16 protein-coding genes and 1 tRNA gene are annotated in these 17,398 nt (G+C 69.2%); 14 read left to right on the forward strand and 3 right to left on the reverse strand.

Features of this window, described 5'->3' with window-relative positions; translation table 11 throughout:
* Positions 1 to 41: 41 nt before the first annotated feature.
* The 9 genes from M8859_RS18705 (at position 42) to M8859_RS18745 (ending at position 9,290) form a co-directional block, all read left to right on the forward strand.
* Entirely contained in the window at positions 42 to 1,559 is a 1,518-nt protein-coding gene (locus M8859_RS18705; protein WP_195070955.1) for an ABC transporter substrate-binding protein, read from the forward strand.
* The gene (locus M8859_RS18710) at positions 1,556 to 2,485 is read left to right on the forward strand and encodes an ABC transporter permease (RefSeq protein WP_249644610.1); all 930 of its coding nucleotides are present in this window, start codon (positions 1,556 to 1,558) and stop codon (positions 2,483 to 2,485) included. Before M8859_RS18705 ends, M8859_RS18710 begins: the two co-directional genes overlap by 4 nt.
* Positions 2,482 to 3,330, forward strand: coding sequence for an ABC transporter permease (locus tag M8859_RS18715; RefSeq protein WP_159929161.1), 849 nt, complete (start codon positions 2,482 to 2,484; stop codon positions 3,328 to 3,330). The genes M8859_RS18710 and M8859_RS18715 overlap by 4 nt, the downstream gene beginning before the upstream one ends.
* Positions 3,327 to 4,889, forward strand: a complete 1,563-nt coding sequence (locus tag M8859_RS18720; protein WP_249644611.1) for an ABC transporter ATP-binding protein — start codon at positions 3,327 to 3,329, stop codon at positions 4,887 to 4,889. The genes M8859_RS18715 and M8859_RS18720 overlap by 4 nt, the downstream gene beginning before the upstream one ends.
* 96 nt (positions 4,890 to 4,985) lie before the next feature.
* On the forward strand, positions 4,986 to 5,711 hold the full coding sequence (locus M8859_RS18725) for a lytic transglycosylase domain-containing protein (protein WP_159929294.1): 726 nt from the start codon (positions 4,986 to 4,988) through the stop codon (positions 5,709 to 5,711).
* 114 nt (positions 5,712 to 5,825) lie between these two features.
* Entirely contained in the window at positions 5,826 to 7,112 is a 1,287-nt protein-coding gene (gene eno, locus M8859_RS18730; protein ID WP_159929157.1) for a phosphopyruvate hydratase, read from the forward strand.
* A gap of 90 nt (positions 7,113 to 7,202) precedes the next feature.
* Positions 7,203 to 7,814, forward strand: coding sequence for an FtsB family cell division protein (locus M8859_RS18735; RefSeq protein WP_159929155.1), 612 nt, complete (start codon positions 7,203 to 7,205; stop codon positions 7,812 to 7,814).
* Positions 7,811 to 8,350, forward strand: a complete 540-nt coding sequence (locus tag M8859_RS18740; RefSeq protein WP_223520741.1) for a DUF501 domain-containing protein — start codon at positions 7,811 to 7,813, stop codon at positions 8,348 to 8,350. Before M8859_RS18735 ends, M8859_RS18740 begins: the two co-directional genes overlap by 4 nt.
* Positions 8,343 to 9,290, forward strand: coding sequence for a Ppx/GppA phosphatase family protein (locus M8859_RS18745; protein ID WP_249644612.1), 948 nt, complete (start codon positions 8,343 to 8,345; stop codon positions 9,288 to 9,290). The genes M8859_RS18740 and M8859_RS18745 overlap by 8 nt, the downstream gene beginning before the upstream one ends.
* Before the next feature lie 19 nt (positions 9,291 to 9,309).
* Here M8859_RS18745 and M8859_RS18750 read toward each other — a convergent pair whose 3' ends face one another.
* On the reverse strand, positions 9,310 to 9,834 hold the full coding sequence (locus tag M8859_RS18750) for an SRPBCC family protein (protein WP_195139760.1): 525 nt from the start codon (positions 9,832 to 9,834) through the stop codon (positions 9,310 to 9,312).
* 164 nt (positions 9,835 to 9,998) lie between these two features.
* On the opposite strand from M8859_RS18750, the gene M8859_RS18755 reads away from it, so the two are divergent.
* From M8859_RS18755 to M8859_RS18770, 4 genes are all read left to right on the forward strand, one after another.
* On the forward strand, positions 9,999 to 11,465 hold the full coding sequence (locus M8859_RS18755; protein ID WP_249644613.1) for a peptide MFS transporter: 1,467 nt from the start codon (positions 9,999 to 10,001) through the stop codon (positions 11,463 to 11,465).
* A 146-nt stretch (positions 11,466 to 11,611) separates the two neighbouring features.
* Positions 11,612 to 13,027, forward strand: a complete 1,416-nt coding sequence (locus M8859_RS18760; protein WP_195071000.1) for an amino acid permease — start codon at positions 11,612 to 11,614, stop codon at positions 13,025 to 13,027.
* Between the two features lie 50 nt (positions 13,028 to 13,077).
* Positions 13,078 to 13,995, forward strand: a complete 918-nt coding sequence (locus M8859_RS18765; protein ID WP_159927678.1) for a ribonuclease Z — start codon at positions 13,078 to 13,080, stop codon at positions 13,993 to 13,995.
* A 230-nt stretch (positions 13,996 to 14,225) separates the two neighbouring features.
* A tRNA-Leu gene (locus M8859_RS18770) sits at positions 14,226 to 14,299 on the forward strand.
* Positions 14,300 to 14,343: 44 nt separating this feature from the next.
* Here M8859_RS18770 and M8859_RS18775 read toward each other — a convergent pair.
* Both M8859_RS18775 and M8859_RS18780 read right to left on the reverse strand, forming a co-directional pair.
* Positions 14,344 to 14,574: a hypothetical protein gene (locus M8859_RS18775; protein ID WP_159927677.1), complete on the reverse strand. Its 231-nt coding sequence runs from the start codon at positions 14,572 to 14,574 to the stop codon at positions 14,344 to 14,346.
* Between the two features lie 61 nt (positions 14,575 to 14,635).
* Complete coding sequence (locus M8859_RS18780; RefSeq protein WP_159927676.1) at positions 14,636 to 15,439, reverse strand: SDR family oxidoreductase; 804 nt, start codon at positions 15,437 to 15,439, stop codon at positions 14,636 to 14,638.
* Positions 15,440 to 15,909: 470 nt separating this feature from the next.
* Between M8859_RS18780 and M8859_RS18785 the strand changes: the two genes are divergently transcribed.
* A complete protein-coding gene (locus tag M8859_RS18785) occupies positions 15,910 to 17,319 on the forward strand; it encodes a three-helix bundle dimerization domain-containing protein (protein ID WP_249644614.1) in 1,410 nt (469 codons plus the stop codon).
* Positions 17,320 to 17,398 lie beyond the last annotated feature (79 nt).

Here is a 17,398-nt window from a genome sequence, read left to right on the forward strand (position 1 = left end):
CGGGTACCGCCGTGGGTTCGGTTCAGGAAGAGGGCAGCGCAATGGTTTTGAATCGACGGCAACTGCTGGGGTCTGGTCTCGGCGTCGGGGCGCTACTGCTGGTAGCCGCATGTTCCGACGGCACGAACTCCTCCGGGCCCGCGCGGCGCGGCGGCACGCTGCGCGTCGGCGCGCTCGGCACCGCGGCCCGCATCGAACGCGATCCGCACGCCAACCTCAGCAACGACAGCGACTTCCTGGTCACCTCGCTGGTCTACGACGCCCTCACCGTGCCGGGCGGAAACCCGAATGTCGCTGCGCGCCTGGCCACGCGCTGGGAGCCGGACGCCGATCGGCGGCGGTGGAGCTTCACGCTGGCCGAGAACGCGACATTCCACGACGGGTCTCCGGTGACGTCCGAGGACGTCGTGTGGTCGCTGCGCAGACTGCGCACGGTCGGCGGCGCCTCGAAGATGCCGGTGGCCGTGGAGGACATCACCGCAGACGGGCCGAACCGGGTGATCCTCACGGTGCCCGCGCCGAATACCCAACTGCCGCTACTGGTCCGGTTGATGACCTTCACGGTCAAGAAGGACACCACGGACTTCACCGAGGCGATCGGCAGCGGACCGTTCCGGTTGGAGTCCTACCACGGTGGCAACGCCCGGCTGGTGCGCAACGACCGGTGGCACGGCACACCGCCGCTGCTGGACGCGATCGAGGTCACCATGTTCGAAAGCGTCACCGCGCTGGGCAACGCGGTGCTCGGCGGGCAGATCGACTTCGCCTCCAACGTCGGCGCCATCGCCGGACGCACCGCCGAGGGACGCGGCGACCTGACGGTCGTTCGCCGCCCGAACGACACGATGCTCGGCGTGGCCATGCGAACCTCCGACGGTCCGTTCTCCGACGCGCGGGTACGCACCGCGCTGCGGCTGGGCGTCGACCGCAAAGCCCTGGTGAACCAGGTGCATTCGGGCTACGGGTCGGTGGCCAACGACATCCTCGGCACCGGCGACCCGCTCTACGACACCTCCATCGCCCAGCGCACCCGCGACGTGGACCGCGCGAAGGCGCTGCTGCGCGAAGCGAATTTCGACACCGGCCGCAGCTATCCGCTCGTCACCAAGGCGGAGGCCCCCGGCGAGGTCGAGTCGGCGAAGGTCATCGCCACCCAGCTCGCCGACATCGGCGTCCGGCTCGAGGTGGTCACCCAGGAGCCCAACGCCTTCTACGACCAGACCTGGCTGAAGGCGCCGCTGTACACGGTCTCCTGGGGCACCAACGACTCCACGCTCTTCTTCGCCAGCAATCTGCTCTCCAGCGGCTCCAACCGCAACGAAACGGCCTTCAAGGACGCGGCTTTCGACGCCGCCACCGCCAAGGCTTCCGCCGCGCGCAGCGATTCGGAGTACCAGCAGGCCGCCCAGGAAGTGCAGCGCATCCAGTACGAGCGTGGCGGCTACCTGGTCTGGGGTATGGCCGACGGCATCGATATCGCCTCCTCCCGGGTGCGCGAACTGCCCACCCTCGGCGGGTTCGCCCGGGTTCAGTTGGAAAGGGCTTGGCTGGCCGAGTGATCTCCTTCGCGCGACTCCTCTTGCGGCGCGTCATCCTGCTGGTGACGCTGCTGGCGTGCGTCTTCGTGGCGGTGGATCTGCTGCCGGGGAATACCGCCCGTGCCGTCCTCGGCCGGGAGGCCACGCCGGAGCAGATCGCGGCCAAAGAACACGAACTCGGCCTGGACCGCCCGCTGGCGATGCGGTTCCGGGACTGGATATCGGGTGTGGCGACCGGTGATTTCGGGCGTACCGCGCGCGGGCGGTCGGTCAACGACCTGCTCGTCGACAAGTTCCCGCCGACGCTGCTGCTCGGCGGACTCGCCCTGGCGCTGACCGTGCTCGCCTCCCTCGCGCTGGGCGCGTGGTGGGCGACCCGCCCGGGCAGTGCGGCGGCACGCGTATTGCAGCCGGCGACGACCACGGCGGTGGCGGTCCCGGAGTTCGTGATCTCGACGGTGCTGATCCTGATCTTCGCGCTGGCGCTCGGCTGGCTGCCCGCCGTCACCATCACCGACCGGTCCGGATTCCCGGCCGGGCCGCAAATGCTGGTGCTGCCGGTGCTCGCGCTCGCGTTGCCGCAGATCGGGTGGAACACCAGGGTGGTGCGCGCCGCCCTTTCCGACGCGGCGCTCGCGCCGCACGTGGAAAGCGCGGTGCTGGACGGACTTTCGACGCGGGTCGTACTCACTCGGCACGTGCTGCCCTTCGCGTTGCCGACGATCGTCGCCAGCTTCGCCACCACGGTGGGGATGGTGCTCGGCGGCGCCCTGGTGGTGGAGACCATCTTCAACTACCCCGGTCTCGGTGCGGTCCTGGCCGGTTCGGTGGCCGACCGCGACACCTCGGTGGTCGCCGCGGTGGTCGCGCTGTCCGGAGTGGTGATCATGGTCATGCTGGCCGCCGCCGACGGCATCCGTACCTGGTCGTTGCGGGGGCGGCGATGACCGTTTCCAGGGCGGTGCGCAGAACAAGGGCGACAGGCGCAGAGCGTCGGCGGGCGAAGCGCGGGCTGGGCCTGCTGACCGTCGCGCCCGCGCTGGTGGTCACCATGCTGTCGGTGCTCGGGCCGACACTGGCACCGCACGCCGCGCAGGAGGCGGTCGGCATACCGTTCGGTGATCCCGGCGACGGCGCGGTGCTCGGCACCGACCGGCTCGGCCGGGATGTGCTCAGCCAAGTGCTCTACGGCGGTTGGGGATTGCTGTTGCTGTCGGCTGTCATCGCGGTGGCGGTCACCGGTCTGTCGTGTGTGCTCGGCGCGGTCGCCGCCCTGCGTCCGCGCATCGGCGCGATGATCGAGCTGGGCACCGACTTGTTCATCCTGATCCCGGCGGTGCTGGGCATCCTGCTGGTACTGACTTCCTGGCCGGACGCGGGCAGCGTCGGACTCATCGTGGTGGCGCTGCTGTTCGGCGTGCCGTACTGCGCACGGATCTTCGCGGCGGCGGCCGCGGGGGTCGCGGCGTCCGGGTTCGTGGAGAGCGCGCTGGCCGCTGGCGAGCCGCTGCGGCATCTGGTCTTCCGGGAGGTGATCCCGAACATGCGCGAAGTCCTGACCACCCAGCTCGGGCTGCGTTTCGTGGCCGCGGTCTACCTCGTGAGCACGGCGTCCTTCCTGCAACTGCCCACCACGCTCGGTGCGAGCAACTGGGCGGTCATGGTGCGCGAGAACGCCTCCGGCATGCTGCTCAATCCCTGGGCCGTGCTGGCCCCGAGTCTTGCGATCGCGATCGTCGCGGTGAGTGTGAACCTGGCGGTGACGGCGTTCGGACGAGGGGTGCGGGAATGAACGACGACATTCCGGTGCACGACCTCGTCGCGGTCGAGAACCTGACCGTGCTCGCCGCGGACGGGCGGGAACTGGCCGGTCCCGCGACCTTCCGGATACCGGCGGGCACGGTCACCGCGCTCACCGGTCCGTCCGGGTCCGGCAAGACCACGGTGATGCGCGCACTGCTCGGCCAACTGCCTTCCACCGCGGCGCGGACGACCGGTTCGGCGTCGGTCGCCGGGCACGACGTGTTCGCGCTGAATCGCGACGCGCTGCGTCGTTTCCGGCGCAGGCACATCGCCTACGTGGGACAGGATCCGGGATCGGCGCTGAACCCACTGCTGCGCGTGCGCGCCCTGTTGCGCGAAGTGGCTCCGGACGCGTCCAAGTCCACCCTCACCGATACGCTGGCGCTGGTCGGCCTGTCGCCGGACTACCTGCACCGCCGCCCCGGGGAACTCTCCGGCGGTCAGCAGCGCCGCGTCGCCCTCGCCAGGGCGCTGATCCGCCGGACCGGCGTGCTGGTGCTCGACGAGCCGCTCGCCGGGCTGCACGGCGCCCTGCGCACCGACATCGCCGGACAACTCGCCGCACTGGCTCGGGAGCGGTCTACGGCGATCCTGCTGTCCGGGCACGACACCGCCCTCGTGCACTCGATCGCCGACGACGTCGTCGAACTCGGGGACGGTCGCCCGGCGTCATCGCCGATCGGTCCGGGCTCGGCGTCACGAACCGCCGTCTCCGCAGCGGTTTCCGATGCCGAATCAGGGCCGCGTGCGTCCGCGGCGGTTCGCGACGAGCCGAACGGCCGCGAGCGTTCACCTGCTACCGCGACGGACGATCGAGATGTCCTGCGCGCACGGGGAATCACCGCGTCCATCGACGGCCATCAGGTGCTTGCCGATATCGACCTCGCGCTCGGCGCGGGTTCGGCGCTCGCGGTGGTGGGCGCGTCGGGCGCGGGCAAGACCACGCTGGCGCGCGTCATCGCGGGTCTGCACGATCGCGCGAGCGGGTCGCTCACCCTGCGCGGCGAGCCGGTCACGGTCGGGCGGGGACGGCGTATCCGCTACGGCGCGGGCGGCATTCAGCTGGTCACCCAGAACCCCAGATCCGCGCTCAACCCGCGCCGCACGGTCGCGCAAACGCTGGGCCGCCCGCTACGGCGAATCGGCCGCGTCCCGCGCCGCGATCTCGCGCGGCGGATCACCGAGCTCCTCGCCGCGGTGGAGCTGTCCGCCGACCTGGCCGCCCGCTACCCGCACGAGCTGTCCGGCGGCCAACGCCAACGGGTGGCGCTGGCCCGAGCGTTGGCCGCCGACCCCGCCGTGCTCCTGTGCGACGAGATCACCTCGGCCCTCGATCACGCCACCGCGGCAGCGATCATGGCACTTCTGGACCGGATCCGGGCCGAGCACGACACCGCCCTGCTGATCATCACCCACGACATGGCGTTGGTCGCCGAATATTGCCCGAGGCTGCTCGTCCTCGATCACGGACGCATCGTCGAATCCGGCCACACCGGAACCGTTCTCGCCGCACCCGCGCACAACGCGACCAGTGAGCTGCTGGTCTGACCCGGGCCCCGCCGCCGCGGGGACAGTCATGCGCGCACCCGACACGCAGTGGACTCGATCACCCGCTTGCCGTGGGCACTCGCCGTCATCTGGATCATGGAAGGGGTGTTGCGAAAGACCGGCGCCTGCGCCGCCGTCGTGGTGATCCTCGGGCTCGCCGGTTGCGGGATCGACCGCACCCCCATCCCGGAGGGCATTCCGCCCGGCCCGGGCACCCCGCTGCCCGTGATCGACCTGGACGCTCCCGGACGCACGGCCGTCCAATTGCGTGGTTGGTCCGACGAACAGGCCGATCGGCTGGGTATCCCGTCGATCGCGCTGGAGGCCTACGGCTACGCGGCCGCCGTGATGACCCGGGCCCGTCCCGGCTGCGGCATCGCGTGGACCACGCTCGCGGGCATCGCGAGCGTGGAGAGCAAGCACGGCACCCATCGCGGTTCGGAGGTCGGCGACGACGGCTCGGTCCGCCCGCCGATCATCGGCATCCCGCTGGACGGCGCACCGGGCGTCGCGCGGATCGCCGACAGCGACGGCGGCGCGCTCGACGGCGATCCGGTGCACGACCGCGCCGTCGGTCCGCTGCAATTCATCCCGGAGACCTGGAAGCGCTGGGGCGTGGACGCCAACGGAGACGGCGTCGCCGATCCGCAGAACATCGACGACGCCGCGCTCACCGCGGCCCGGTACCTGTGCGCGAGCGGCGGCGACCTCACCTCCGAGCACGGCTGGCAGCGGGCGTTGCTCACCTACAACCAGTCGCGCAGCTACCTGCTGACCGTGCGTGACCGGGCCGCCAGCTACAGCGTCGGCCGCCGGGTGTGATCCGCCGGTCCCCGGAGTGCCGGTTACCCGCGGCGCGGCCGGGACGATAGGCTCGCAGCGCACGGCCCATCCCGTGAGACCTACCGTGTCAGCAGCCGAAGGAGTGTCGTTTTCGTGGCCATCATCGAACAGGTCGGAGCTCGCGAGATCCTGGATTCCCGCGGTAACCCCACCGTCGAGGTCGAGATCGCTCTCGACGACGGCACCCTGACCCGGGCGGCCGTGCCCTCCGGCGCGTCCACCGGCGAGCACGAGGCCGTCGAACTGCGCGATGGCGGCGAGCGCTACGGCGGCAAGGGCGTGCGCAAGGCGGTCGAGGGCGTGCTCGACGAGATCGCGCCCGCCGTGATCGGCTTGGACGCCGTGGAGCAGCGCACCGTCGATCAGGTTCTGCTCGACCTGGACGGCACCCAGGACAAGTCCCGCCTCGGCGCCAACGCGCTGCTCGGCGTTTCGCTGGCCGTGGCCCGCGCCGCCGCCGAGTCCTCGGGCCTGGAGCTGTTCCGCTACCTCGGTGGTCCGAACGCCCACGTGCTGCCCGTGCCGATGATGAACATCCTCAACGGCGGCGCGCACGCCGACACCGGCGTCGACGTCCAGGAATTCATGGTCGCCCCGATCGGCGCGGCGACCTTCAAGGAGTCGCTGCGCTGGGGCGCGGAGGTCTACCACGCGCTGAAGGCGGTGCTGAAGGCCAAGAGTCTGGCCACCGGCCTCGGTGACGAGGGCGGTTTCGCGCCCGACGTGGCGAGCACCAAGGCCGCGCTCGACCTGATCAGCGAGGCCATCGCCAAGACCGGCCTGAAGCTGGGCAGCGACGTCGCGCTCGCGCTCGATGTCGCGGCCACCGAGTTCTACACCTCGGGCAGCGGCTACAAGTTCGAGGGCGCCGTGCGCTCGGCCGAGGAGATGGCGCAGTTCTACGGCGAGCTGATCAACGCCTACCCGCTGGTGTCCATCGAGGACCCGCTGTCGGAGGACGACTGGGACGGCTGGGTCACCCTGACCGACCAGATCGGCGACAAGATCCAGCTCGTCGGCGACGACCTGTTCGTCACCAACCCGGAGCGCCTGGAAGAGGGCATCGCCAAGGGCGCGGCCAACGCGCTGCTGGTAAAGGTGAACCAGATCGGCACGCTCACCGAGACCCTGGACGCGGTGGAGCTGGCGCACCGCAACGGCTACAAGACGATGATGTCGCATCGGTCCGGCGAGACCGAGGACACCACCATCGCCGACTTGGCCGTCGCGGTCGGCAGCGGCCAGATCAAGACCGGCGCCCCGGCTCGCAGCGAGCGTGTCGCCAAGTACAACCAGCTGCTGCGCATCGAGGACGCGCTCGGCGACTCGGCGCGTTACGCCGGCGACGTGGCGTTCCCCCGCTTCGCGTTCGAAGGCTGACCCACGGTGCGAGCGGCGTGCCCCGCGGAGGTAGCCTGCGTGACCACGCAGGGCGCCGGGAGCGCCGCGAAGTAGAGACCGAGGCGTGAGATGACGGAGCGACGTGCGCGTGGGACCAGTCCGGCCGGACGCGGGGACCGCCGCACGTCGCGTGCCGCCAGATCACGTCCGGCCGACTCCGCGGCCAAGCGCGGCCGCAGGAGATCGGAGACCGCCCAGAAGCCGAAATGGCGCAGGAGCGCGTCGCGTTCGGCCGCCGAGCAGCACGACCACACTTTCCTCGGGCTCTCCACCGGCAAGGCGGTGATCCTCGCGATGGTGGTGTGCGGGCTCGCGCTCACCCTCGCCGTGCCGATGCGCACGTACTTCACCCAGCGCGCGGAGGCCGCGCAGCTGGCGCAGCAGCGCGAGGAACTGGAGGCGGATCTGGCCCGGTTGCGGGATCGCCGGGCCCAGCAACAGGATCCGGCCTACATCCGCACCGAGGCGCGGGACCGTCTTCGCTTGGTAATGCCCGGTGAGACCCCGTACATCGTGCAGGTGCCCGGCATCGAGGCGCCCGCCCCGCCGCCCGCGCCCACCAGAGCCAGGGAACCCGATCCCTGGTACACCGAATTGTGGCGCAGCATCTCCGAGCCGGGGCCTTCGCCTGCCGCCGCTCCGCCATCACAAGCACCGGAAGGACTGGAAGGACCCAGGTGAGCGCACCGAACGACCAGGATCTCGCGATCATCGCCGAGCAGTTGGGCCGTGCGCCGCGTGGCGTGCTCGCCGTCGCTTACCGCACCCCGGACGGGATTCCGGCCGTTGTGAAGACCGCGCCCCGGCTGCCGGACGGCACTCCCTTCCCCACCCTCTACTACCTGACCGATCCCCGGCTCACCGCGGAAGCGAGCAGGCAGGAATCCGCCGGTGTGATGCGTGAGATGACCGAGCGGCTCGGCGCCGACCCGGAGCTGGCCGCCGCCTATCGCGCCGCGCACCAGAGCTATCTGGCCGAACGGGACGAGATCGAATCGCTCGGCACGGATTTCACCGGCGGCGGGATGCCCGAGCGGGTCAAATGCCTGCATGTCCTGATCGCCCACGCACTGGCCAAGGGGCCGGGAGTGAACCCGCTCGGTGACGAGGCCGTGGCGCTGGCCGCCGAGCACGGCCTGCGCGGCACCGCGATCCCCGCCGACTGGCCCGCGTACCCGCCGAACGGCCCCGAGAGACTGGAGCACAGCGATGAGTGACCGGGTTGCCGCCGTGGATTGCGGCACGAACTCCATCCGACTGCTGATCGCCGACGTGCTCGGCGACGGCCGCCTGACCGACGTGCATCGCGAGATGCGGATCGTCCGTCTCGGTCAGGGGGTCGACGCCACGGGCTCGCTCGCGCCGGAGGCGATCGAACGCACCCGCGCCGCGCTGGCCGACTACGCTGCGCTGATGCGCGAGGCGGGCGTCTCCAGGGTGCGGATGGTGGCCACGTCCGCCACCCGGGACGCCGCCAACCGGGAGGACTTCTTCGCCATGGCCCGCGCCGAACTCGGCGCCGTGGTCGCGGGCGCCGAAGCCGAGGTGATCACCGGTGACGAGGAGGCGCGGCTGTCGTTCGCCGGCGCGATCGGCGAACTGTCGGAAGCGGCGGGTCCCTTCGTCGTGGTGGACCTCGGCGGCGGATCGACCGAGCTGGTGTTCGGCGACAGCGCCGGTGTGCGCGCCGCGTTCTCCGCGGACATCGGCTGCGTCCGGATCACCGAGCGGTGCCTGGCGGGCAACCCGCCGACCGCCGATCAGATCGCGGCGGCGCGCGCCTTCGCCACCGAACGGTTGACCGAGGCGTTCACTCACGTCCCGGTGGAGGGGGCGCACACCTGGGTCGGCGTGGCGGGCACGATGACCACCCTGGCCGCGGTAGCGCTCGATCTCCCCGAGTACGACTCGGGGCGGGTGCATCTCACCCGGCTGACCATGGATCAGGTGCACGAGGTCTGCGACCGCCTGATCGCCATGGACCACGATCAGCGCGCCGCGCTCGGCCCGATGCATCCGGGCCGGGTCGACGTGATCGGCGGCGGTGCGGTCATCACCGAAGTGCTCGCCGAGGAACTGTCTCGGCGCGCGGGCATTTCCGAGCTGGTCGTCAGCGAGCACGACATCCTCGACGGCATCGCCCTGTCCATCGCCTGACCGGCCGGGCCGCGTCCGGTCAGCTCCGGGGGGCGTTTCCGTCCAGCTTGATCTCGGCGTGCGTCTCGGCTGCGGCGCGAACCGCCGTGCCGGTGTGCGCGGCCCGGCGCGCCTTGCCGACCGCTATATCGGCGAGCCGGGAAAGCGATTCCTTGTTCCGCGGCACCAGAAGGACCTCTTGCAGCACGTTGGGCATCAACGTGCCGAGCCCCCGTTTCGCGTGCTCGTACATCCGGATCTCGGTTTCGCCGGGCACGGTCTCGACGAGTTCCAGACGGATCCACGCCGAGCCGAGGGGCGAGAACTTGGCCTCGAGTTCGAGCATGTGCGGCGGGTCCACCGAGACGACCTGCGTGGTGTCCTCCGCGGTGAACGGCCAGACTCCCACGCTGTAGCGGAGCTCGGAACCGGCGGCGGGCCATTCGTCGTCGACGTCTCGGATGTGCGTGGCGCCGACCACCCAGGCACAGAACAGCCAGCCGTCGGACAGGACGGCGAAAACCTGTTCCGGGGTCGTCGGCACGGTGATTTCCACGTGAACCATCAGCTCAGCGCTTTCTGGGTGCGGGCCGGGGCGGGTTTGCCTTGCGCTTGCGGGTTGCCCGATGCGGCGGTGGGCAAACCCTTCGGCGCGCCCGGGTTTCTCCTCTCGCCTGAACAGAACACACGAATCCTCCTCCGCACCGGCCGAGGTGCGATCTTCGTCGCATGATCGAAGCGACGACCTCGCGAGAATCAGTGCGGACACCGACCGTGTTCGGCCACCCGATCGGGCTGGCCAACCTGTTCGGCGTCGAACTCTGGGAGCGGTTCTCGTTCTACGGGATGGTCACCATCCTCGGGTACTACCTGTACTACTCGGCCACCGACGGCGGTCTGGACTTGGCCAAGGACACCGCCGTCGGCATCGTCGGCGCCTACGGCGGCCTGGTCTACCTGTCCACCGTGCTGGGCGGCTGGATCGCCGATCGGTTGCTCGGGATGGAACGCACCCTCTTCTACGGCGGCGTGGTCGTCATGGCCGGGCACATCGCCCTGGCCGTGCTGCCCGGCCTGTCCGGCGTCGGGGCGGGGCTGGCGCTGGTCGCGCTCGGCAGCGGCGGCTTGAAGGCCAACGCGTCCTCGCTGCTGGGCACCCTCTATCCGCAGGGTGACGCCCGCGCGGCCGGTGGATTCACGCTGTTCTACCTGGGCATCAATCTCGGCGCGTTCACCGGGCCATTGCTCACCGGCCTGTTGCAGACCCGCCTGGGTTTCCACTACGGCTTCGGTGCGGCCGCGATCGGCATGGCGTTCGGCCTCGCCCAGTACGCGATGTTCCGCCGCAATCTCGGCACGCACGGCCGCAGGGCGCCCCACCCGCTCGCGCCCGGAGCCGCCGTGCCGATCAGCGCCGCGCTGGCCGCCGCCGCGGTGCTGATCGCGGTGGTGTGGATGACCGGCGTCGTGACGCTGGACAATCTGCCCGAAGTGACGACGGGCGTCTTGGTCGTCGCGTCGGCCGGGTACTTCACACTGCTGCTCACCAGCGCCGAGGTCACGCCGTCCGAGCGCGGCCGGGTGCGGGCGTTCCTCCCGCTGTTCCTGGCCAACGCGGTGTTCTGGTCGCTGTTCAAGCAGATCTTCACCGTGCTGGCGGTCTACTCCGACGAGCGGATGAACTGGACGATCCTGGGCTGGACCGCGCCTTCGAGCTGGATCGGATCGATCCAGCCGGTCTGGGTGCTGCTGCTGTCGCCGTTGTTCGCGCTGCTGTGGACGAGACTGGTGCGGCGCGCCCCGAGCACTCCCCGGAAATTCGCGCTCGGCGTGATTGGTATGGGAGTGGCGTTCTGGCTGTTCGTTCCCATGTCCGGCACCACGGGACGCGCCGTGCCCGCCCTGCTCGTGCTGGCGATCATGGCGGTGTTCGCGATCTCCGAACTGCTGCTGTCGCCCATCGGGCTTGCGGTGACCACCCAACTCGCACCGGAAGCTTTCCGGGCTCAGATGATGGCACTGTACTTTTTCTCGGTTGGTATCGGAACGTCGATGTCGGGTAGCTTGGCCCGGTTCTATGACCAGGGCCATGAGTTCGCCTACTTCGGCATCACCGGGACGGTCGTGGTGTGCGCGGGGCTGATCGTCGCCGCCATCGCACCATGGATCAGCAAGTTCATGGCCGGCGTGCATTGACCCGCCGTATGGGTACAGAACAAACGCACAGCAGCACGAATGAAGGAGTACGCGTGACGACCAACCCCGGGCCACAAGCCGAACCGGCGGGTGACGTCTCGCCTCGGTGGGGCGATCTTTTCCGCACCAAGTCCGTCGAACAGTCGATCCGCGACACCGACGAACCCGACTCGAAACTACGCAAGGACCTGACCGCCTGGGATCTCACCGTCTTCGGCGTCGCTGTCGTGGTCGGCGCGGGCATCTTCACCCTCACCGCACGCACCGCGGGCAACGTCGCGGGACCGTCGGTCTCGCTCGCCTTCGTGTTCGCCGCCATCGCCTGCGGGTTGACCGCGCTCTGCTACGCCGAGTTCGCCTCCACCGTGCCGGTCGCGGGTAGTGCCTACACCTACTCCTACGCCACCTTCGGCGAACTCGTCGCCTGGATCATCGGCTGGGACTTGATCCTGGAGTTCGCGCTCGCCGCGGCGGTGGTGGCCAAGGGCTGGTCGCAGTATCTCGGCGAGGTGCTCGGCACCACGTCCCCGATCGTGCACATCGGCTCGGTGAGTTTCGACTGGGGCGCGGTCCTGCTGATCACCGTGCTCGGTGTGCTGCTCGCGACCGGCACCAAAGTGTCCTCGCGGGTATCGGCCGTGGCGGTCGCCATCAAGCTGGGCGTGATCGCGTTGGTGCTGGTCGTCGGCCTCACCTACTTCAAGTCATCGAACCTCTCGCCGTACATCCCGCCGTCGCAGCCCGGTGAAGAAGGCGAGGGCTTGCGGCAGTCGCTGTTCTCCTATCTGACCGGCGCCGGGCACACCGACTTCGGCTGGTACGGCCTGCTCGCCGCGGCCAGCCTGGTGTTCTTCGCGTTCATCGGCTTCGACGTGGTCGCCACGACGGCCGAGGAGACCCGTAACCCGCAGAAGGCGGTGCCCCGCGGCATCCTCGGCTCGCTGCTGATCGTCACGGTCCTCTACGTCGCGGTCTCGCTCGTGCTCACCGGCATGGTGCCCTACACCGAGCTGTCCGGTGGCGACGCGACGCTGGCGACGGCGTTCGGCATCCACGGAGTGACCTGGGCGAAGAACATCATCTCGATCGGCGCCCTCGCCGGGCTCACCACGGTGGTCATGGTGATGTACCTGGGGCAGACCCGGGTGCTGTTCGCGATGGCGCGCGACGGGCTGATGCCGCGCAAGCTCGCGCACACCGGCAAGAACGGCACGCCGGTCCGCGTCACCGTGATCGTCGGCGTGGCCTGCGCGGTGCTGGCCGGGTTCGTGGACTTCGGCACGTTGGAGGAGATGGTCAACATCGGCACGCTGTTCGCGTTCGTGCTGGTTTCGGTGGGCGTGCTCATCCTTCGGCGCACCCGCCCCGACCTGCCGCGCGGCTTCCGGGTTCCGCTGGTGCCGTTGGTTCCCGTGCTCGCGGTGGTGTCGTGCCTGTGGCTGATGCTGAATCTGTCCGTGGAGACCTGGCTGCGGTTCCTGGTGTGGATGGCGATCGGCTTCGTCGTCTACTTCGCCTACTCCCGGCGCAACTCCCTGCTCCGCAAGACCCCGGCCACTTAGTCGCGCACGCCCTGTTCGGCTTCTCGCCTGTCGGCGGATAGCCTGACGCGGTGTCGCAGCGTGAGTTGGTTGTTCTCGGAACCGCGAGTCAGGTGCCGACGAAACAGCGAAACCACAACGGGTACCTGCTCCGGTGGGACGACGAGGCGATCCTGTTCGATCCCGGTGAGGGTACGCAGCGGCAGATGACCTATGCCGGTGTCACCGTCACCGGGCTCACCCGGATCGCCATCACCCATTTCCACGGCGACCACAGCCTCGGGCTGGCGGGAGTGGTGCAGCGGATCAACCTCGACCGGGTACCGCATCCGGTCGACGTCTGCTTCCCGGCGTCGGGCGCCGCCTACTACGACCGCCTGGTCAACGCGACGTCCTACTATCACCGCGCCGAGTTGCGTCCGCGCCCGGTCACCGGGCCCGGCCCCGTCGACCTACCCGGCGCGCCGTTCACGGTGACGGCGGTCCCGCTCTCCCACCCGGTGGACACCTTCGGCTATCGGCTCAGCGAGCCGCCCGGCCGGCGAATCCTGCCGGATCGGTTGCGTGCCTTGGGGATGCGTGGCCCGATCATCTCCGAACTGCAACAGCGCGGCACTGTCGAATTCCGCGGTCGCACCGTCAGCCTGGACGAGATCAGCGAGCCACGGCCCGGCCAGAGCTTCTCCTTCGTGATGGACACCCGCTTGTGTCCCGGCGTCGAGGAACTCGCCGCCGACGTCGACATGCTCGTCATCGAAGCCACCTTCCTGGACGCCGACGAGCACCTGGCCATCGAATACGGCCATCTCACCGCGGGACAGGCAGCGCGGGCGGCCGCCGACGCGGGAGTCCGCACCCTGGTACTCACCCACTTCTCCCAGCGTTACCGCGACCTCGACGAGCACTGGGCGGAAGCGGCAAAGTACTTCTCCGGCGAGATCCACATCGCCACCGATCTCGCCCGAATCCCGCTGCCGCCCAAGCGCTGAGGCGCCGCGCCGATATTCGCCACGCCGAGTTGGCCCGCGGACGCTAACACCAGCTCGCCGCTACCGATCTAGTTCTCTGGGACGCCTGCCAACCCCGGGCGAGAAACAACCGCCTCCGGCGCCGGTCACCCGACCGCCCGCCCGGCACCCGGCAACGGCCGACGCCCCGCCACCCCGACGAACTGTCGGAATTCCGGTACAGCCGTACGACTCGGTACGCTGTCCCGGACGCCCCCATAGCCCAATTGGCAGAGGCAGCGGACTTAAAATCCGCCCAGTGTCGGTTCGAGTCCGACTGGGGGCACCGAAGCCTGGCGGTCCGGCGGCGACACGAGGGCCTGCGGCCGACTACGACTGCACGATCAGGCGATCGGGTGCCGCGCCGGTGTCCAGCCATGCCGAAGCGATTTTTCCGGCTACGGCTCGGTACAGCATGTCATCGGGAGCGTTCTCGCGCGCAATGGTCTGTCGGGCTTTGTTCAACAGCAGGGTCTGTTCGACTCCGTGTATGTCTCGGTAGAGGTACCGAACCTGCTGATCGTCTTCGTCCAGCTTCTCGATCTCGGCGTAGAGAGCCATGCATTTCAAACGGTGTGCACCAGAGTAAGCCCGCGACGCGGGAGGAAGTGCCTACGCGGCCTCAGCGGGAAAGGCCGTGTGCTCGGGCGATGACGCGCTCCATGACCGTGCGGGGGAGAAGGCGGCGGAGGGCGAAAAGGGCCGGCGCGTTGCTGCCTACCGCGTAGAGAGGTTGGGGTCGGTCGGCTTCGATCGCTCCGACGATCGTGGTTGCGACCTTTTCCGGGGTGATGCCTTTCGCCTGCTTCTCATCGAGTTCCGCCATGAACGTTGTGAAATCGGCGGTGTGCGGGGAGCCTTCGGCGAGGTATTTGGTGCGTCGTTCGCGCAGGCCGGTATCGATCTGACCGGGTTCGACGGCGGTTATCCAGACGCCGAAGGGGGATTCCTCGAAGCGAGCGGCGACCGCGAAGCCGCGCAGTGCCGCCTTGGTGGCGACGTAGGAGGAGCGATAGGGCATCGGGAAGCTGGCGAGCATCGACCCCACCATCACGACGCGTCCGTACCCGCGTTCCCGCATGCCGGGCAGCACCGCTCTGGTCAAAGCGACCGGACCGAGCACGTTCAGCTGGAACAGTCGCTCCACGGCATCGGTGGGCAGTTCGGACAGCGGACCCGCTTGGCTTTCGCCCGCATTGTTGACCAGCGCGTCCACCGGGCCGAGACCGGCCGCGAACGTCTCGATCGAAGCCGGATCGGTGAGGTCGAGCGCCCGGTACTCGACGCCGGGCACAACGGCGTCGGCACCGATGGCGCCGGGATTCCGGCTGGTTCCGATCACCCGATAGCCTTTCCCGGCCAGCGTGGCGGCCGTAGCCTTTCCTATTCCGGACGACGCACCGGTGACTACGGCGAGGCGGGACATGAGACTCCTTCCGAGGCGATGTGCTGACGATATCGTCAACTTCATTTCCGTGCTACCCGGGAGTACGTTCGCGCCGCCCGCGGTTGCCGATCGGGGCGCTGCGGAACCGAGGTCGCGTCCAGCGAGACGTGGGCGCACACCGTCACTCGGGGCCGCTCGGCGGCGGGAAACAGGAGTACAACGTGTGGTGGCGGCTCGGGGATAGCCCATTGAATTCTCCATGGCGGGTTCCGGGCTGGAAGTGTCGCTCCTGTGGCACCGCATCTGCCGTCATCCGGACCGTTGGCGGGCCGCTGAGCTGGGCGGACGAGAGTTCGCCCGGGGTGTGAGATACGCACCGGCACAGCCGGAATCGTTCACCAGCGGGAAGTTCTCGCGGATGTCGGCGGCCGAAAGTTGGGGCTAGTGTTGGCCGGCGCGGTGCAGGCCGGAGACGCTGCCGCGTTACCCCCGACGCCGAGGAGACTGTGGTGGTTGTCGATACCGTCCGTGAGGAACAGGCGATTCGTCAGATGACGGAGCGGCTGGTCGAAAACTACACCGAGACTTACCCTCCGGAGCATATCGAGAGCACCGTGGGCGCGGCCCGACAGAAGTTCGAGGGCCGCCCGGTGCGCCAATTCGTGCCGATCTTGGTCGAGCGGTTGGTCCGGCGCGAGCTGGAGAAGTCGCCCGAAGCGGAAGTTCAGCCCGCGACGGTCGCGTTGGACGATTCCACCGAGCCCGCCGCGACCGCGCCGAGGAAGATGCCGGACTTGCGTGAGTTGTGGTCGTCGAAGAAGCGATTCGCGCCGTACGCCGTGGGGGCCGTCGTCATCTTGACGGTGATTGCCGTAGTTCTGGCTGTGCGGCAACCCGCTGCCGAGGCACCCGCTGCCGCTGCCGCTCCCGCTCCCGCCGCGCCGCTCACGGTGGTCCGCGGTGTGGTGGGATCGGAGAAGATGCCGTTCTTCCAGGACTCGAAGGTAATCGACGCGCTGGCGCGCAACGGAGTGCGCGTCGAGGTCGAGTCCGCGGGATCGCGCCAGATCGCCACGTCCGTCGATCTCGCGAGATTCGACTTCGCTTTCCCGTCCAGTGAGCAGGCGGCCGAGCGAATTCAGCGGCAGCGCAACGTGACCGCGAAGTACACGCCGTTCTCCTCGCCGATGGCCATCGCGACGTTCACGCCGATCACCGATCTGCTCGCCAAGGCAGGAGCGCTGCGCCCTGGGCCGGTGCCGACGCTCGACCTGCGCCGCTACCTCGATCTGGTGCGCAGCGGCACACGCTGGGACGAACTTCCCGGCAACACCGCATACCCCGTGCGCAAAAACATCCTGATCTCGACCACCGACCCGCGCAGCTCCAACTCCGCCGCGATGTATCTGGCCGCGGCGAGCTACGTCGCGAACAACAACACGATCGTGCAGGGTCCGGCCGCCGAGCAAGCCGTCCTGCCCGCGGTGTCACGACTTTTCGTCGGCCAGGGCTACACCGAGAACACCACCGAGGGACCGTTCAACAACTACCTCGCCACGGGTATGGGTCCCACACCGATGGTTTGGATCTACGAGGCGCAGTACGTCGAGGCCACCATGCGCGGGCAAGTCGACCCCGAGATGACGCTGCTGTATCCCTCCCCGACGGTGTTGTCCCGGCACACGCTGGTGCCCTTCGGCACGACGGGTGACCAGCTGGGCCGCCTGCTGTCCACCGACCGGGAGTTGCAGCGGCTGGCCGCCGAGCACGGCTTCCGCACCAACGACGGCGCCCAGTTCGCGAAGGTCGCCGCCGAACGCAACCTACCGGTGGCCGCGGACTTGCTCGACGTGGTCGCGACCCCGACCTACGACACCCTGGAGCATCTGCTCGACGGAGTCACCAAGTCCTACAACTGAAGCCGCTGGTGCGCCCGCACTCGCGTTTCGGCGAAGCCGATCCGGGCATTCCGTTCGCATGAGATACCGGTTGACGGGC

This window comes from Nocardia sputi (genome assembly GCF_023501985.1).